This window comes from Citrobacter sp. Cpo090, from assembly GCF_030332665.1.
Classification (GTDB): domain Bacteria; phylum Pseudomonadota; class Gammaproteobacteria; order Enterobacterales; family Enterobacteriaceae; genus Citrobacter; species Citrobacter portucalensis.
The window spans coordinates 281,813-298,393 of the sequence record NZ_JAOWHK010000035.1 but is presented as its reverse complement, the minus strand read 5'-3'; the positions used below and the strand labels follow the sequence as shown (position 1 = coordinate 298,393).

Sequence of the window (16,581 nt, the reverse complement as noted above, 5' to 3'; positions counted from 1 at the left end):
TACACCTCAACGCAGCGGCTGGCGCTCAGAGGCGAAAAATTCACAGCAGGAACTACGCTTTGGTCAGAGTGACCGGTACGCTTTTATACGCCGGAGTCAAACTTTGAGTATCTACCGCATCCAGCGAAAGCAGGACATTCGCTTCAGGCAGATAAGCGCCAATTGAGCCAGCCGCCATGTTGTAAATCACCACCGTTAAGCCGTACATGATGCGATCCGCGCAGGGCTGACCGTTGTCGTCCAGCGCCTGAACGTTAACCACATCGCCCTGGCTCAGACCGCGACTCGTCGCTTCTTCGGCGCTTAAAAACACCACATCCCGACGACCGGTAATGCCACGATAGCGATCGTTCATACCATAAATAGTGGTGTTGTATTGATCGTGGCTACGCAACGTCGCCAGTACCAGCGCATCAGCAGGCTGATGTTCCCGCTCTACTGCCCGCTGATGGCTGACGATAAAGTTGGCTTTGCCATTCTCCGTTCGCCATTCACGGCGCGAAGCAGGCGTATCCATGCGAAATCCACCCGGCTCGGCAATACGTGTGTTGTAGTCGTGGAACGCCGGGATCACGGCTTCAATGGCGTCACGGATCAACGTGTAGTCCCCGGTAAATGCTTCCCAGTTGATTGGTGAAAGCGGTAGCGTGGCACGCGCCATGCCCGCCACAATCGCGGGTTCCGATTTTAGCCAGCGGGAAGCCGGCTTCAGCGCGCCACAGGAAGCGTGAACCATCGACATAGAATCTTCGACGGTCACCGACTGGATCCCCGTCGCCTGCATGTCGCGCTCCGTTCGGCCTAATGCAGGTAGCAGGTAGTTATGCTTTGCCAGCAGCAGATGCGACCTGTTCAGTTTGGTCGCCACATGGACCTGCAGATCCAGATTTTTCATCGCCGCAAAGGTGCGCTGCGGCTGGGGCATCGCCACCGCCAGATTGCCGCCCATACAGATGAGCGCTTTTGCATCTCCCCGCTCGATGGCCCGAATGCTCTCCACGCTGGAGCGGCCATGTTTGCGAGGAACTCGGATAGAAAAATGCTTCTCAAGGCGTTGCAGGAAGTCTTCAGGCGCCGCTTCGTTGATCCCCACAGAACGATCGCCCTGCACGTTAGAATGACCGCGCAACGGGCAGATCCCCGCCCCCGGCTTACCCATATTGCCTTTCAGCAGCAACAGATTTACCAGTTGCTGGACGTTCTCAGTGCCGTTTTTATGCTGGGTGATGCCCAGACCATAACAAACAATCGTGGCGCTGGATTTACTGTAGCTGTGCGCCAGGTCTTCCATCTGACTACGTGTCAGGCCCGAATCCTGTTCCAGCTCCGCCCAGCTATGCTGACGTAAGTCGTCATACAGCGCTGCATATCCCGCGGTATGTTGGTCGATAAACGCATGATCAAGCGTCGGCTGCTGATCCAGTAGGATCCGCGCTTCGTCCATTTCGATCAGCGCCTTCATTATGCCTTTGAGCAACGAGGCGTCACCGCCCATTTTTACCTGGTAGTAGTCGTTGCTCAGCTCCGTCGCCTGACCGGTGAACATCTCTTTCGCGCTTTGCGGGAAGCTAAAGCGCTCAAGCCCCCTTTCGTTCAGCGGGTTAATGGAGATAATTTTGGCTCCGCGTTTGGCAACGTCGCGTAAGGTGGTCAGCATGCGCGGATGGTTAGTGCCAGGGTTATGCCCGATACAAATCACCAGATCGCAGTGGTCAAAATCATCAAGTTCAACGGTCCCTTTCCCCAGGCCAATGGCCGGCGTTAGCCCTGCGCTGGTCGGTCCGTGGCACATGTTTGAGCAATCAGGAAAGTTGCTGCTGCCATATTCGCGGGCAAACAGCTGATACAGGAACGCCGCCTCATTTGACGTTCTGCCGGAGGTGTAAAACTCAACCTGTTGCGCTGAGTCATAGCTGCGCAGACGCTCGCCGATCTCCCGAAAGGCGATATCCCAATCCACCGCCTGCCAGGTGTCTGACACTGCATCGTATTTCATTGGATGCGTCAAACGACCAATGTTTTCCAGTTCATAATCGCTGTAGTGCCAGAGCGTAGAAACCGGATGACGGCTGAAAAATTCCGGTGACGCTTTCTTACTGGTTGTCTCCCAGGAAACCGCCTTAACGCCATTTTCGCACAGCTCCATTGGCGCACGATGCCCTGGGTCCGGCCACGCACACCCCGGACAATCGAACCCTTTCACCTGGTTCATTTTGAACATCGCGATAATGTCGCGCGCGACAGCCTTTTGCGAAAACACCGAAGCAGTGACGGCTTTTACCGCGCCCCACCCACCCGCAGGGCCCTGATAACCGCTTACTCCTGGAACACCATTTTTCATTATTACTGCTTATTCACCGCCAATTTTTGATGGTGAATACGGTAGCAATTTCCGTCCAACATTGATTTCCTCTTCATGGAGTACGGGCCAGGTACAATGAACGGGTTAGATTTGTCTTCCCCTTTCAGCACAAAGCGACATAAAGTCCCAATCTGTTAAATTGAGTTCTACCTAACTGCTACACTGCATCAACACAACCACTCAGAAGGCAGGTCAATATGTCAGACAATACCTATCAGCCCGCGAAAGTCTGGACGTGGGAAAAATCGAACGGCGGCGCATTCGCCAATATCAACCGCCCTGTTTCCGGTGCCACCCACGAGAAAATGCTGCCGGTTGGCAAGCATCCGCTACAGCTCTATTCGCTGAGTACGCCAAACGGGCAGAAAGTAACGATTATGCTGGAGGAGTTACTGGCTCAGGGCGTGAAGGGCGCGGAATACGATGCCTGGATTATCCGCATCGGCGATGGCGATCAGTTTTCCAGCGGCTTTGTTGAAGTGAATCCGAACTCGAAGATCCCGGCACTGCGTGACCACTCGCAAAACCCACCGGTTCGCGTATTCGAATCTGGCGCAATACTGCTCTATCTGGCGGAAAAATACGGTTATTTCCTGCCGCAGGATTTGGCAAAACGAACTGAAACGCTGAACTGGTTGTTCTGGTTACAGGGTGCTGCCCCGTTCCTCGGCGGTGGTTTTGGTCACTTCTATAACTATGCGCCGGTAAAAATTGAGTACGCTATCAATCGCTTCACTATGGAAGCCAAGCGCTTACTCGACGTGCTGGATAAGCAGTTAGCACAGCATAAGTTTGTGGCCGGAGATGAATACACCATTGCCGATATGGCGGTCTGGCCATGGTTTGGCAATGTAGTGCTGGGCAACGTGTACGACGCGGCAGAGTTCCTCGATGCAGGAAGTTACAAGCACGTGCAGCGCTGGGCAAAAGAGATTGCAGCGCGTCCGGCGGTTAAGCGTGGTCGTATTGTAAACCGCACTAACGGGCCGCTGAACGAGCAGCTTCATGAACGTCATGACGCCAGCGACTTCGACACCAATACCGAAGATAAACGCCAGGGTTAACGCAAGATGCCGGATGGCGGCATAAATGCCTTATCCGGCCTACATAGAAGGCGTAGGCCTGATAAGCGCAACGCTATCAGGCACTAACCGGTTGTCACGCGCTGGTGACGTCGTACTCCATGCGGCGAAGTGCGTCTAACGTGGCTTTAGCTTCATCTTCATCAATGATGCTCATGGCGAACCCTACGTGCACCAGCACCCATTGCCCGACCAGCTCAGCGGTATCACCTTCACAAATCAGGGCAATATTGACATCACGTTTGATGCCGCACACTTCAACCTGCGCAAGCTGGTGAATATCTTCACCAACGGCCAGAACCTGACCAGGGACTCCAATACACATATCTGACTCCGCCCCATAGCAACCTATGGGTTATTCGACTTCAATACTTTTCACTTTCAGTGAATCGCCTGCATCAACCCGCAAACGATCGCCCTGACATAGTGGACACTGCGCATCATGCTGGGTGATTTCCACAACCTGACTGCAATCCCAGCACCATGCCTGGGCTGGTTTGTAATCAATATGCAGCTCACACCCTTGCGCCAGCGTACCCTGACAGACGATGTCGAAACTGAAACGGACGGCGCTCTCTTCAACGCAGGAGAGCGCTCCGATTTCCAGCCAAACGCCGGTTACACGTTTGACACCGTGCTGCTCTGCCTGCTGTTGAACAATCTCAACCGCACTCTGACAAAGGGACAGCTCATGCATTTTCGCAGTTCCGACGGCCCAGCAGCAGCGCACGGCGATTTAGCTGCGGCGCATTCGGATCGCTCACCGGCAGCGATAACAGCATGCGCGCGCAATCGTCAGTCAGACGCACACCTTCTTGCGCCGACATGCTGTGCGAAAGCGGCGACATCAGTGAGCAAGAAAGGTATTGCGATACGCCATCCAGTTCACCAACGGTAAAGGTCATCTCGCCATACGGCAGACGCAGCCCGATTTTTTCGCTGACTTTACGCACCGGCCAGATCTGGTCCGGTCCGGGGAAAATCAGTGCGCTGAGCATCCAGGGTGTGATAACACACCCCGTCCACTGTCCTTCAAACAGCGTAAAATCAGAGACATATACCGGCATGTTCGGATGCAAGAAAGAGAGATCGTGCATCGAACGCCGGGCAACCGCTTCAAACGCTGCCTGAATCTGCGTCTTCGGGGCCGTCTGAAAACCGACAAACTCCTCAGACATGAGCCGCCTCCCGAGGGATCGCTTCAACGCCTGATTCGCGAAGCGCGGCAAGAACCTGCTCAAGCGCAGGTTCAATCATCGCTTCAACCGTTGGCGTTAGCCCGATATGCGGCTCCAGCGATTCCGGAATAACGCCGACTAAGGTCAGCTTTTTCGGAAACTCGCCGGTAAAACGCAGGGCCGACAATACGTCGGCCAGGCCAAGCTGGTGCGGTGAGATTTTGTTGGTAAACAGCGCCGGGATCTCTTCATCCCGCAGGACCATCATCGTTCCTGGCGTGTTTTTCTTCGACACAATGGCGTCAGCAATGATCAGATGATCTCTGTTCGCCATATCGCCAAGAAGCTCCATCCCAGCCGTACCACCGTCCAGAACATCAACAAAGTCTGGCAGGATGTACCGTTGCTCTAATGCCTCAACGATACGTACCCCGATGGCTTCGTCGGTCAGCAAAATATTGCCGACCCCTAAGACTAATATCCGCATTACAGAACCTTAACTGAGACCACTTCGTTCCCGTCAACGTCCACCACATGCACCGCACATGACATACAAGGGTCGAAGGAGTGAATGGTACGAACCACTTCCAGCGGTTTGTTTGGATCGGCAATCGGCGTACCTACCAGCGAGCGCTCATATGGTCCCACTTCATCATTAAAGTTACGTGGGCCAGAGTTCCAGGTTGACGGTACAACCGCCTGGTAGTTGCTGATAATGCCGTCTTTAATCACCATCCAGTGAGACAGCATACCGCGTGGCGCTTCGAGGAAACCAACACCTTTGAATTCGCCCGTTGCCGGAATATCCGGTTTCACGAAGGTGGTGTGGTCGCCCTTACCGATGTTCACAATCAGCGCGTTGTACTGATCCTGCAGAACGTTCTGCAGTTCACAGCAGTGAACTGTACGGCCAATAATACGGCCCAGCGTAGAGTGCAACTGCGACACTTCGATAGTTTTACCGGTCAGCTTGGTGTAAATCGCGATGATTTCATTCAGCTTGGCATGGGTAGACTCGCGTTTGGCCGCCAGTTTACACAGCATGTTGGCCAGCGGACCCACTTCAACCGTTTTACCGTAGAAAGTCGGCGCTTTAACCCAGGAGTATTTACCGTCGTCTGACCAACCGGTGTAATCAGGAACCGTTGTGCCTTCCCACGGAGCCTGCGGCGCTTCGTCTTTGTACCACGCGTGTTTCGCGCTCTCCTGAATCCCTTTGATCAGGTACTCATCTGAGTGAGAGGTGATCGGACGGTAGGTCGACAGATCGGCATCGGTGATGTAACCACCCGGGAACAGGAAGCTGCCATTTTTACCATCTGTCGGGAATTCCGGTGCGCTCAGGTAGTTAACCGCACCCTGACCACGTTCCAGCCACTCAGGATAAAACGCAGCAATAACCGCGGTATCAACCTTGTACACCTGCTCAACGAAGTCGCTCAGCTTATCGATGAAGGACTTGATGTACATCAGGCGTTCAAGGTTCAGCACGCCGAGGCCGTCAAGGTTAATTGGGTTAGCAACCCCACCTACCGCCAGGTTCTGGATGTGCGGCGTTTTACCGCCCAACAGCGCCACAACGCGGTTGGCATCACGCTGGCATTCCAGCGCCTGCAGGTAGTGAGCAACCGCAATCAGGTTCACTTCCGGCGGCAGTTGCATTGCCGGGTGACCCCAGCAACCGTTGGCAAAAATGCCTAGCTGACCGCTGGCAACAAGGTCTTTGATCTTGTTCTGAACCTTAGTGAACTCTTCTGCGCTATTCAGGTGCCAGGAGGACACGCCGTTCAGCATGGCAGATGCTTTCGCTGGGTCGGCTTTCAGTGCAGAAGTGATATCCACCCAGTCCAGCGCAGACAGCTGATAGAAGTGAACAATATGGTCATGCGTGGTGTGCGCAGCGAGAATGATGTTACGGATATACTGTGCGTTTACCGGAACATCAATATTCAGCGCGCTTTCTGCTGCACGAACGGAAGAGATAGCGTGAGTGGTCGTACAAACACCACAGATACGCTGCACAATCATCCAGGCATCGCGCGGATCGCGGTTTTTCACGATCTCTTCCATGCCGCGCCACATGGTACCGGAAGCCCATGCTTTAGATACCACGCCATTTTCGATTTCGCAGTCGATGCGTAAATGACCCTCAATACGGGTTACCGGATCAATAGTAATTCTCTGGCTCATGCTTTGCTCGCCTCATGACGATTTTGATCGTTTTGTTTTAAAGGAGGAAGTATCGGCAGTAGACGAATGAGTACGATGTATGCACAAATCTCAATAGCCACAAAACCAATAGAAATCAACAGCTCTTCCCAGGTCGGGAAGTAGTGGTAGCCACCACCAGGATTGAACGCCACCAGCGAATAGGACAGACGCCATGTTGCACAACCCAGCAATGCGCTCAGCGCAGACAGATACAGCATGCGCGAGTCATTACGCAGCTTAGTGACGCGCAGCACCACAAGCGGGAAGACCATCAGCACGACTTCAAGCCAGAACATCAGGGAGTAAAGATCGCCTGAGAACGCATAGGACAGCTTGTCGCGATAGATCAGTTCGCCAAAGCGCAGAACGACGAAAATAGCCAGCAGCACGCTGATGGTATTCGTCAGCTTGATGAACAAACTTTTCTCGTCCGGACCGTTACCTTTCAGACCAGCTTGTACCAACGAGCCTTCAAAGATGACGATCGAGAAGCCCATAATAAAGGCGGTTAATACCGAGAAAAGCGGCAGCATTTCATAAGCTTGCCATAGCGGATGCACCTTATACCCCGCAGAAATCATCAATGAACCCATTGAAGACTGGTGCATGGTTGGCAGCAGCGCGCCGAGGGCAATAATAAAGAACATCACTTTATTCAAACGTTTGAGGGAAACTTTCCACCCCAGACGTTCAAACAGAGCCGGAGCAAATTCCAGCGCCATGATGCCGATATAGATGGTCATACAGACCGCCGTTTCGAACAGTACCGAGTTCACGTTGAAGTGGCCCGGAATGTAGAAATACGGCAGGTTCCAGTAACGACCGACGTCAATGGTGATCGACAGACCACCCAGCGAGTAGCCAAACAGGCTCGCCAGCAGCGCCGGACGAACTAACGGATGGTATTGTCCTCTGTTGAAAACGTACACCGCCCACGCCAGCGCCCAACCGCCGCACGCGAAGCCAGTACCAATCAACAGGTCAAACGCGATCCATACACCCCATGGGAAACCGCCGTTCAGATCGGAGACTGAGCCCAGCCCGAAGACCAGACGTTTCACGATCAGGAGCATACACAGGACGATAAGCGGCCCAAAAATAATGACCGGTTTGCTGATTATTTTTCCGCCCAGCGGTTTAGGATCATGACTCATGATCGTCTCCTCCATCGTGATGGTCGTTTTTCGTATTACGACGAACCAGCACGGTTAAGCCCGCCAGCGCAGCCAGGGGTAATATCATGCCCTTGTACAGGGAATGTTGAACATGTTCGGAACGCGCACCAGTTGAAAGATCATCCAGCTTCGGCAGATCCAAATCCTCGTAAGGAACACCCGTCAGTACCATAACCTGTGTACCACCACCTTCTTTCTCACCGTACAGGTGTGGGTAGTACTTCGGTACCGTATGCAGATAGGTATCGCCTGCTTTCACCGTCTGACGCGGATAGTGGTATTCGCTGCCAGGCTTCAGCGCGAGACGTTTTTTCGCCTCAGCCATCAGCTCTTCACGCGTACCAAAAATCACCGCACCGGCAGGGCACACTTCAACACAACCCGGTAAACCGCCTTTGTCCAGACGCTCAACGCCTTTCTGGTTACACAGTTCACATTTGTGAAGCGCACCAAACGGGTTGTTGTAGTCGTACTTAGGCACGTTGTACGGGCAGGCGACCATGCAGTAACGACAGCCCGTGCAGACATCTTTGTCATAATGGACGATGCCGGTTTTCGGATCTTTCTTCAGCGCGGAGACCGGGCAAACGGAAACGCAGTTCGGATCAACACAGTGCATGCACTGTTTCTTGATGTATGCGTAGCCATTTTCTTCCTGGTCTTTGTTAACGCCTGTTCCGCTACGCCACACCTGAATGATGTTATTGGTATACGGCGACAGTTTGTCGTTGTTCGACCAGGTTTGCTCGCCTTCCGGGTTACGCGCCGGGAAGTTGATATCCTGACACTTGGTGACACAGGCCTGGCAGCCTACGCACAGCGTCGAGTCATAGAGCATCCCAAGAGAACCTGGGATCGGCGGACGGTTTTCTGCAGCCGCATGGCTGATGGACGGCGCAGCGCCCAACAGCAATGCCCCGCTGGAGGCTGCTTTAATAAAGTTACGTCTGTTCACGGTTATTCTCCCCGTGAGTCAGCGTTATCTTTCTTCTGCTGACGACCCAGTTCACGAACCGCCATCACGCTGACGCCGGCAACCAGTCCTACTACGCCACCAAGCAGCCCAATCGCTCCAGCAGATACATTGCCGCCTTCTTTCATGTTGACGTCAGGTTTCTCGGAACGTGGTGTTTGGTTTTCCACATGAGCAAGCTGGTGAATACCTTTATGGAAGCCGACGCCTTCTTCGTTACAGCCGTAGCAAGGGTGACCGATAGCCACCGGCCACACGCCGCCCACATCGCAGAATTGCAGCGTTGAGCAGTTGCCGTAGGTTTCTGGTCCTTTACAGCCCAGATGGTAGAGGCACCAACCTTCACGGTGGCCTTCATCGCCAAACTCTTTAGCAAAACGACCAGCATCGAAGTGCGGGCGACGTTCGCAGTGTTCGTGAATCAAACGGCCATAGGCGAATGTCGGACGGTTTTTGGTATCCAGCTTCGGCGGCTTACCATAAGTGATGATATGCGCGACCGTTGCGAGGAAGTTATGCGGGTTCGGCGGACAGCCGGGGATGTTGATGATGGTTTTGCCTGGCAGAACTTCTTGCAGGCCGACGGCACCCGTTGGGTTAACGCCAGCGGCAGCAACACCACCCCACGCGGCGCAAGAGCCGATGGCAATGATAGCGGCTGCGCCTTCTGCGGCCCGGCGGATATGATCCACGATCGGCTCACCGGCAACCATGCAGTAAATACCATTATCTTTCAGCGGGATAGAACCATCCACTACCAGAACATATTGCCCTTTGTACTTCTCCAGCGCGTTATGTTTGTTCTCTTCAACCTGATGGCCGAAGGCGGCAGAGAGCACCTCATGGTATTCCAGAGAGATTGTCTCCAGAACGAGGTTTTCCACTGTAGGGTGTGTCGCGCGAAGCAGCGATTCAGTACAACCCGTACACTCCTGAGCACCAATCCAGATAACTGGTGGGCGCTGAGGACGAGAAACTGATTCGGCCATTTCTGCGGCGGCTTTGCTACTGAGCCCCATGGTAGCGGCCAGTGCTGCACAAAGCTTCATGAAATCACGGCGATTAATGCCGCTCGAATTGATGAGAGAGTTATCTCCAGTCATTTTATAGTTATTCCGTTGCGAAGACCTGGCTTTTTATTTTGCACCATTCGCATGTTGCATATTGCGATCGGCGCGCCATTACCACACTTTTTATATGGTTATGTGCATTATAATACTTCGGCGGAGCAACAAAACGAAGGCGTAGGTCAATAGTGTAATTAATTAAAGCAAGATAATACCCCTTTCGGATCAAGCTTCGAGTCGATAGCCAGCCATGAAAAACCGAATTGTTGTACTGGACTGGTTCTCTTTAAAGAAATCCATCACCATCTCTTTATCCAGCCCATAGCGGCGCGTCAGGATCCCAGCTTCCCACGCGCTGAGCTGTCGATCGCCCGTTTTTTCAAACATTCGATGTGAAAATCCCAGCACAAAACCACGCTTATAATCCGCACAAAAATTCGCCACTGAGCGCGCACTGTCCGCACTTGAGGCGTTTAATCCGGCCATCAGACCTTTACCAAAATGGTTGTCCATGCATAACCTCCAATCGCTATATAATAAATTATATAGCGATTTTTTAAGCAAAGACCAGAGGTATCACGAACTTTTTATGCCAGCTTAAAAGGACACCCATTCATCCGTTTTAGCTGCCGCAGACGTTTTGCTGTCTGCTGAAGGGGAAGCGGTATTGGCGGCGGCGTACTGCACATCATTCGCTGAGAGGCGGAACTGTTGCACCGAGCGTTGCAGTTCCTCTGTTTGTCGTTCCAGCGCCACGGCCGCGGCGGAGACTTGCTCTACCAATGCAGCGTTCTGTTGCGTTACGCTGTCCATCTGCGTGATCGCCACGCTCACCTGCGAGATGCCCTTATTCTGTTCTTCCGAGGCTGAGGCAATTTGCTTCATGATGACAGTCACTTCAGTGGCACCGCGCAGAATCGCCTCCATGGTTAATCCCGTTTCTTTAACCAAACGAGCACCCTGATCGACACGACGCGATGACTCGCCAATCAGCGTCTCAATCTCTTTCGCCGCCCCGGCGCTGCGACTGGCAAGGTTACGTACTTCACCGGCAACGACGGCAAAACCGCGCCCCTGCTCGCCTGCCCTGGCAGCTTCAACCGCCGCGTTCAGCGCCAGAATATTGGTCTGGAAAGCAATACTATTAATAACTGACGTGATTTCAGCGATCTGTTTAGAACTGGCGGCAATACCGTCCATCGTCTCAACCACTTCTGAAACCAGCGTGCTCCCTTTACCTGCCGTTTCTGTCGCCGTATCGGCAAGCTGGCTGGCTTCACGCGCGTTTTCAGCGTTCAGTTTTACCGTTGCGGTCAGTTGCTCCATGCTGGCAGCGGTCTCTTCCAGCGCTGCGGCCTGCTCTTCAGTACGTGAGGAGAGATCGTTATTCCCGGTGGAAATTTCCGTCGCCCCTCGCCAGATGTTGTCACTACCTGAACGGATGGTACTGACGGCTTCGCGCAGGCTGTCCTGCATAGCGCACAGTAACGGCACCAGTTGGCCCACGCAGTTACGACCAAAATCTTCAATAGGATGGCTGAGATCGCCCTGCGCAATCTGCTGAAACTGCTGGCGAATACGCCCCAGCGGTTTCACCATCATGGAAACAAGGTAGCGGTCGGTAAAGAAAAGGAGGGCAATCCCAAGGATCACGGCGGTGATAATTAACGTCCGGATGATAGAGGTTTTGCCATCGACCATCACGCGGGTGGTATCAAGCCGCTCACCCGCCGTAGCGTTAAAACGCTCGGCACTGGCGCCAAATTCACGGCTCAACGCTGGCGTAACGGTGCTGGCATGCTCCGCAAAGGCCGTAAGCGTGCCCTGCTGCGCCAGCTGCATTTGCGGGATCACGCCGTTGTCCAGCAACGCCTGCCACTTCGTCAGTACTGCTGTGGCGACTTCAGGGTCCATGGGACCCGGAGACAATGTTTTCATCTCCTGGAGTTTTTTACTCATATTCTCCAGGGACTGCTGCGCTGGCGCAAAATCAGGCGTTCCGCCGCTCATTTTGACATCCATGGCGCGGCTTAAGCGCGTTACAAAGCGAAAGTACTGATCGTTACCCTGACTGAGAACCGTCATCTGATGGACAAGATGACGGTCAATATCATTGCCTTCAGATATTTTTGATAACGAATGAAGACTGAATAAACCCACGCCCGACCAGAGCAGGCAAAAAAGTCCCAGTATTGCCAACATGACAATACGAATAGTGAAGTTTTTCAGCAAACGCATAATAATTTCCTTGCCGTTGATGAGGATTTCGCCATCAGGCGATACTTATCCTTGTTATCGGCAGGCAGTAGAGAAGATATAATGCGTTCTTTATTTTTTTACTTTCTTAAGTACATCCACTCCCTCTCCACACTATATCAATATGAATGCTAATGAAATTAGATAGCATTATTATTCAGGCAAATAGTTTAAAGCATTAAATAATCTATTGTTTTCTATCGTAAATATTTATTAAACCACGCAAGAGTACGCTCCCAGGCTAAATCCGCGGCAGCTTTATCATAACGGGGGGTAGAATCATTGTGAAAGCCATGATTAACGCCGGGGTAGATATATGCTTCATAGACTTTCTTATTAGCCTTAAGCGCCGCTTCATAGGCAGGCCATCCCTCATTAATTCGGGTATCTAATTGCGCATAGTGCAGTAATAAAGGCGCGTTTATTTTAGGGACATCTGATGCAGGAACCTGACGCCCATAAAAAGGCACCGCGCAGGCCAGTTCAGGGAAAGCCACAGCAGCGGCATTCGATACACCGCCACCGTAGCAAAATCCGGTGATACCTACTTTTCCCGTTGTCCCTGAATAATGCTGCATAAATTCAATGGCGGCAAAAAAGTCGTTCATTAACTTTACGGGATCAACCTGCTGCTGCAATTCCCGACCTTTATCATCATTGCCTGGATATCCCCCTACCGAACTTAACCCATCAGGCGCGAGTGCCATAAAGCCCGCCTTCGCCACCCGTCGCGCCACATCTTCAATATACGGATTCAGCCCACGATTCTCATGCACTACCACCACCGCCGGAACTTTCCCTGTCACCTTCGCAGGTTTAACCAAATACCCCCGCACCTCACCATGCCCTTCAGGCGAGGGATAGGTAATATATTCGGCCAGAATATCGGGATCGGTAAATTCTACCTGTGTTGCGAGAGCGTAGTTGGGTTTCAATAAATTGAATAAGGCCAATGCCGTCATGCCACCCACTGCATATTTCGCTGCCAAATTGAGAAACTCGCGTTTCGTTATTTTTCCATGAGCGTAATAGTCATAGTAGTCGAGCAGTTCTTGCGGAAAATCTTTGGCAGTCAAACGCGGCATCGTCGCACTCCTGATTGATGTTTTTTTAAGCAAAGCACAGTGGCCTGTTTTTGCCCAGTTTTTCATCTCAGTGTGACCTGGTGAACGGGATATTCACCGTGAACCCGCTAGAATAGAAACGTTGTTTCGAAATCCACCTGCACTAAGGAGATCTCATGGCCTGGTTTGCCAATCCTGAACGTTATGAGCAGATGCTCTATCGCTATTGTGGACGCAGCGGTTTGCGTTTACCCGCGCTATCGCTGGGTTTATGGCACAGTTTTGGGCACGTTCAGGCGCTGGATTCACAGCGCGCCCTGTTGCGTAAAGCATTTGATTTAGGCATCACGCATTTTGATTTAGCCAATAACTATGGGCCGCCACCAGGCAGCGCAGAAGAGAATTTTGGCCGATTACTGCGCGAGGATTTTGCCCACTATCGCGATGAACTGATTATCTCCACCAAGGCAGGCTATGACATGTGGCCAGGACCATACGGTTCTGGCGGTTCTCGCAAATACCTGCTCGCCAGCCTTGACCAGAGTCTGAAACGCATGGGCCTCGACTATGTCGATATCTTCTACTCGCACCGCGTTGACGAAAATACGCCAATGGAAGAGACCGCCTCGGCGCTGGCCCACGCCGTGCAAAGCGGCAAAGCGCTGTATGTCGGCATCTCATCCTATTCCCCGGAACGTACGCAGAAAATGGCCGAGTTGATGCGGGAATGGAAAATTCCATTGCTGATCCACCAGCCGTCTTACAACCTGCTTAACCGCTGGGTAGACAGCAGCGGCCTGCTGGATACGCTGGAATCCAACGGCATGGGCTGTATCGCATTTACGCCGCTGGCTCAGGGACTGCTGACGGGGAAATACCTCAACGGTATTCCGGAAGGTTCACGCATGCAGCGTGAAGGGAAAAAAGTTCGTGGGTTAACGGAAAACATGCTGACGGAAGAAAACCTTACCAGCCTGCGTTTGCTCAATGAGATGGCGCAACAGCGCGGACAGTCGATGGCACAAATGGCCTTAAGCTGGCTGCTAAAAGACAACCGGGTAACGTCGGTATTGATTGGCGCCAGCCGACCGGAGCAACTGGAAGAGAATGTTCAGGCGCTGGCGAATCTAACGTTCAGCACCGAAGAACTGGCGCAGATCGATAAGCACGTCGCGGACGGTAAGCTGAACCTGTGGCAGGCCTCATCTGACAAATAGCCGTATGTAACACCGTGCCGGGTGGCAGCGTTAGCCTCCCCGGCACGTAATACGGGCCAGCCACTCCCTCACACCTCTTCCGCTTTAATCTCTGGACGTTGATATTCCGGCCACACCAGCGCGACAAGTGCAGGATAGGCTTCCAGGCTGAACTCCCTGAAGCATTGACGTAAGTTAAGCACGTCCAGATCGGCATGCGGGACCTTCTCACCGCTCAGACAGCGTTTTTTAATATTGTCGTAATATTTATACACCGCAGAGTTGAGATCGCTGCAACGCCGCTGCGCATCAAATAGCCCTGGCGTCTCATTCAGCTCCACCATTGTCATCCGTTTGATCGTCGAGTGGATAAAATCGATATATTCGTGATTGACGCGCCAATACCAAACCGGAGTAATCGAATTCATCAGTATCGAGAAATGATCTTCACCCTCTTCTTTACTCAGTATTTCCGGTTGGTTTTCAGCGTATCCATTTTCTGCATTGCGGTCTTTATTTGCACTGCGCATCAACAAAAGTACCCCGCAAGTCAGCAATAGCAGGGTAATAACAGAATAAAATATACTGTTCATATACTGGCTCCATTTTTTTTGATTTTAAAATTACACCATGCTATTGTCAACGCGGCATGGTTTATTTAAAACAACATATCATTGGCATCAAAGGATATTTCAACATGCTTCCCGAGCATCTTGTTCCCTCGCGTTTTCACTTATCCAGCTCATCTACCAATACTAAACCCGCAGATAATAATGAAAATTTGACTCAGGGGAAGATAACATTAAGCGATTACGAATCCGATATTTTGATTAGCTCTACTGCTACCGGTCAGTCACGCAATATGCTATTTGAAGAGTGCGACCGTCATTTAAAAGAGCGTCTGTTTCGTGTAGCAAAAATTGAGTCATTCTCTCGCCTGCTCAATTCACTACAGGCAGAGGGCGACATTAACGCACAAGAATTAAGTAAAATTTTGACTCAAAAAACAGCCATCATAAATGAACAGGGCAACAAAATTTGGCTTAATTTAATTACGCGTGAAACCAGCGACCCTATTTTTTATTCTCTGGAAGAGAAATAAAATGAAAGATGTTGAGGATAATAATGTTTATTTGGCTTTAGATAACCATAAAAGCGATGAGTTTGTCTTAAAGCAAAATTTAGCCGTGTTGATTGCCAATAAAAACGCCACGCTGGAAAGCGTTGCTCAAGAGATAGTCTCTATTCCCGCTGCACTGGTGCGGATGAAATGGCAAAATCGGCGTGAAATTTACTCGCTACAGGCTAAAGAAGAGATCTACGGTGCCGCGATCGAAGCCATTATGGAGCTACAACCAGAACTGCGGGACAAAATCATGGCCCGACTGGAAAGCACCTACCAGCATATACTCGCGCGGGAAACAGCCACCTTACGCCTGACCCGAAAGCTGTCTGAAGGGAACTACGAACCCACCAGGATAACCACGGTCGCGTTAGATGAGAACAGATAAGAACAAGTGTGCAAGGGAGTTGAATCAGGAGAGGCACGCCGGGTAAGGTGGCAACCATTACCCGGCAATGATGAGGATTACTTCGCTTTCACAGTCTCTTCGCCAACCAGACCAATCTTCAGGAAGCCCGCCTGATGCAGCGTATCCATCACCTTCATCATGGTCTCATAATCAACGGTTTTATCTGCCCGGAAGAAAATCGTGGTGTCTTTCTTCCCTTCAGTTAGCGCATTTAGCTCGTTAATCATGGTTTCATCCGTCACCTGATTGTTGCCAATAAACATACTTTTATCAGCTTTAACAGACAGATAAACCGGTTTTTCCGGACGTGGCTGCGGCGTGCTGGTGGAGGCAGGAAGATTCACTTTCACATCCACCGTTGCCAACGGTGCGGCCACCATAAAAATGATCAATAAAACCAACATAACGTCGATAAACGGCGTCACGTTGATTTCATGCATTTCACCGTTATCATCCAGGTTTTCATTAAAGCTCATTGCCATGGA

General features: G+C 51.8%; 18 protein-coding genes. 4 read left to right on the top strand and 14 right to left on the bottom strand.

Annotated features, from left to right (window positions below; all coding sequences use genetic code 11):
* Positions 1 to 52 precede the first annotated feature (52 nt).
* On the bottom strand, positions 53 to 2,341 hold the full coding sequence (locus tag OGY83_RS19590; RefSeq protein WP_286636694.1) for an FdhF/YdeP family oxidoreductase: 2,289 nt from the start codon (positions 2,339 to 2,341) through the stop codon (positions 53 to 55).
* A 218-nt stretch (positions 2,342 to 2,559) separates the two neighbouring features.
* Here OGY83_RS19590 and yghU point away from each other — a divergent pair, with 218 nt between their 5' ends.
* Positions 2,560 to 3,426 (top strand): glutathione-dependent disulfide-bond oxidoreductase, encoded by an 867-nt coding sequence (yghU, locus tag OGY83_RS19585; RefSeq protein WP_286636692.1) that lies wholly within the window; start codon positions 2,560 to 2,562, stop codon positions 3,424 to 3,426.
* Between the two features lie 94 nt (positions 3,427 to 3,520).
* Here yghU and hybG read toward each other — a convergent pair whose 3' ends face one another.
* From hybG to yghX, 11 genes are all read right to left on the bottom strand, one after another.
* The gene (gene hybG / locus OGY83_RS19580; protein WP_003024459.1) at positions 3,521 to 3,769 is read right to left on the bottom strand and encodes a hydrogenase maturation factor HybG; all 249 of its coding nucleotides are present in this window, start codon (positions 3,767 to 3,769) and stop codon (positions 3,521 to 3,523) included.
* Between the two features lie 30 nt (positions 3,770 to 3,799).
* Positions 3,800 to 4,141 (bottom strand): hydrogenase maturation nickel metallochaperone HypA, encoded by a 342-nt coding sequence (gene hypA / locus OGY83_RS19575; RefSeq protein WP_003828349.1) that lies wholly within the window; start codon positions 4,139 to 4,141, stop codon positions 3,800 to 3,802.
* Positions 4,134 to 4,622: a hydrogenase-2 assembly chaperone gene (gene hybE, locus OGY83_RS19570; protein ID WP_286636690.1), complete on the bottom strand. Its 489-nt coding sequence runs from the start codon at positions 4,620 to 4,622 to the stop codon at positions 4,134 to 4,136. Before hybE ends, hypA begins: the two co-directional genes overlap by 8 nt.
* A complete protein-coding gene (locus OGY83_RS19565) occupies positions 4,615 to 5,109 on the bottom strand; it encodes a HyaD/HybD family hydrogenase maturation endopeptidase (RefSeq protein ID WP_032944999.1) in 495 nt (164 codons plus the stop codon). Before OGY83_RS19565 ends, hybE begins: the two co-directional genes overlap by 8 nt.
* The gene (hybC, locus tag OGY83_RS19560; RefSeq protein ID WP_003828353.1) at positions 5,109 to 6,812 is read right to left on the bottom strand and encodes a hydrogenase 2 large subunit; all 1,704 of its coding nucleotides are present in this window, start codon (positions 6,810 to 6,812) and stop codon (positions 5,109 to 5,111) included. The genes OGY83_RS19565 and hybC overlap by 1 nt, the downstream gene beginning before the upstream one ends.
* Positions 6,809 to 7,987 (bottom strand): Ni/Fe-hydrogenase cytochrome b subunit, encoded by a 1,179-nt coding sequence (hybB, locus tag OGY83_RS19555; RefSeq protein WP_003828354.1) that lies wholly within the window; start codon positions 7,985 to 7,987, stop codon positions 6,809 to 6,811. Before hybB ends, hybC begins: the two co-directional genes overlap by 4 nt.
* Entirely contained in the window at positions 7,977 to 8,963 is a 987-nt protein-coding gene (gene hybA / locus OGY83_RS19550; protein WP_003828357.1) for a hydrogenase 2 operon protein HybA, read from the bottom strand. The genes hybB and hybA overlap by 11 nt, the downstream gene beginning before the upstream one ends.
* A gap of 2 nt (positions 8,964 to 8,965) precedes the next feature.
* A complete protein-coding gene (hybO, locus tag OGY83_RS19545) occupies positions 8,966 to 10,084 on the bottom strand; it encodes a hydrogenase 2 small subunit (RefSeq protein WP_003024486.1) in 1,119 nt (372 codons plus the stop codon).
* 189 nt (positions 10,085 to 10,273) lie between these two features.
* Complete coding sequence (locus tag OGY83_RS19540; RefSeq protein ID WP_003024490.1) at positions 10,274 to 10,561, bottom strand: DUF2623 family protein; 288 nt, start codon at positions 10,559 to 10,561, stop codon at positions 10,274 to 10,276.
* Positions 10,562 to 10,645: 84 nt separating this feature from the next.
* Positions 10,646 to 12,286, bottom strand: coding sequence for a methyl-accepting chemotaxis protein (locus OGY83_RS19535; protein ID WP_123267921.1), 1,641 nt, complete (start codon positions 12,284 to 12,286; stop codon positions 10,646 to 10,648).
* Positions 12,287 to 12,501: 215 nt separating this feature from the next.
* Complete coding sequence (gene yghX, locus OGY83_RS19530) at positions 12,502 to 13,389, bottom strand: YghX family hydrolase (RefSeq protein ID WP_286636768.1); 888 nt, start codon at positions 13,387 to 13,389, stop codon at positions 12,502 to 12,504.
* A 155-nt stretch (positions 13,390 to 13,544) separates the two neighbouring features.
* Between yghX and OGY83_RS19525 the strand changes: the two genes are divergently transcribed.
* Positions 13,545 to 14,585, top strand: a complete 1,041-nt coding sequence (locus OGY83_RS19525) for an aldo/keto reductase (protein WP_079939987.1) — start codon at positions 13,545 to 13,547, stop codon at positions 14,583 to 14,585.
* Between the two features lie 68 nt (positions 14,586 to 14,653).
* On the opposite strand, the gene OGY83_RS19520 is transcribed toward OGY83_RS19525, so the two are convergent.
* A complete protein-coding gene (locus OGY83_RS19520; protein WP_079939988.1) occupies positions 14,654 to 15,157 on the bottom strand; it encodes an ESA_00282 family adhesion-associated protein in 504 nt (167 codons plus the stop codon).
* Between the two features lie 104 nt (positions 15,158 to 15,261).
* Between OGY83_RS19520 and OGY83_RS19515 the strand changes: the two genes are divergently transcribed.
* Together OGY83_RS19515 and OGY83_RS19510 are read left to right on the top strand one after the other, a co-directional pair.
* Positions 15,262 to 15,666 (top strand): hypothetical protein, encoded by a 405-nt coding sequence (locus OGY83_RS19515; RefSeq protein ID WP_286636689.1) that lies wholly within the window; start codon positions 15,262 to 15,264, stop codon positions 15,664 to 15,666.
* A gap of 1 nt (position 15,667) precedes the next feature.
* Positions 15,668 to 16,075, top strand: a complete 408-nt coding sequence (locus OGY83_RS19510; protein WP_079939990.1) for a cytoplasmic protein — start codon at positions 15,668 to 15,670, stop codon at positions 16,073 to 16,075.
* A 77-nt stretch (positions 16,076 to 16,152) separates the two neighbouring features.
* On the opposite strand, the gene exbD is transcribed toward OGY83_RS19510, so the two are convergent.
* Complete coding sequence (exbD, locus tag OGY83_RS19505; RefSeq protein WP_003828370.1) at positions 16,153 to 16,578, bottom strand: TonB system transport protein ExbD; 426 nt, start codon at positions 16,576 to 16,578, stop codon at positions 16,153 to 16,155.
* Positions 16,579 to 16,581: the final 3 nt, after the last annotated feature.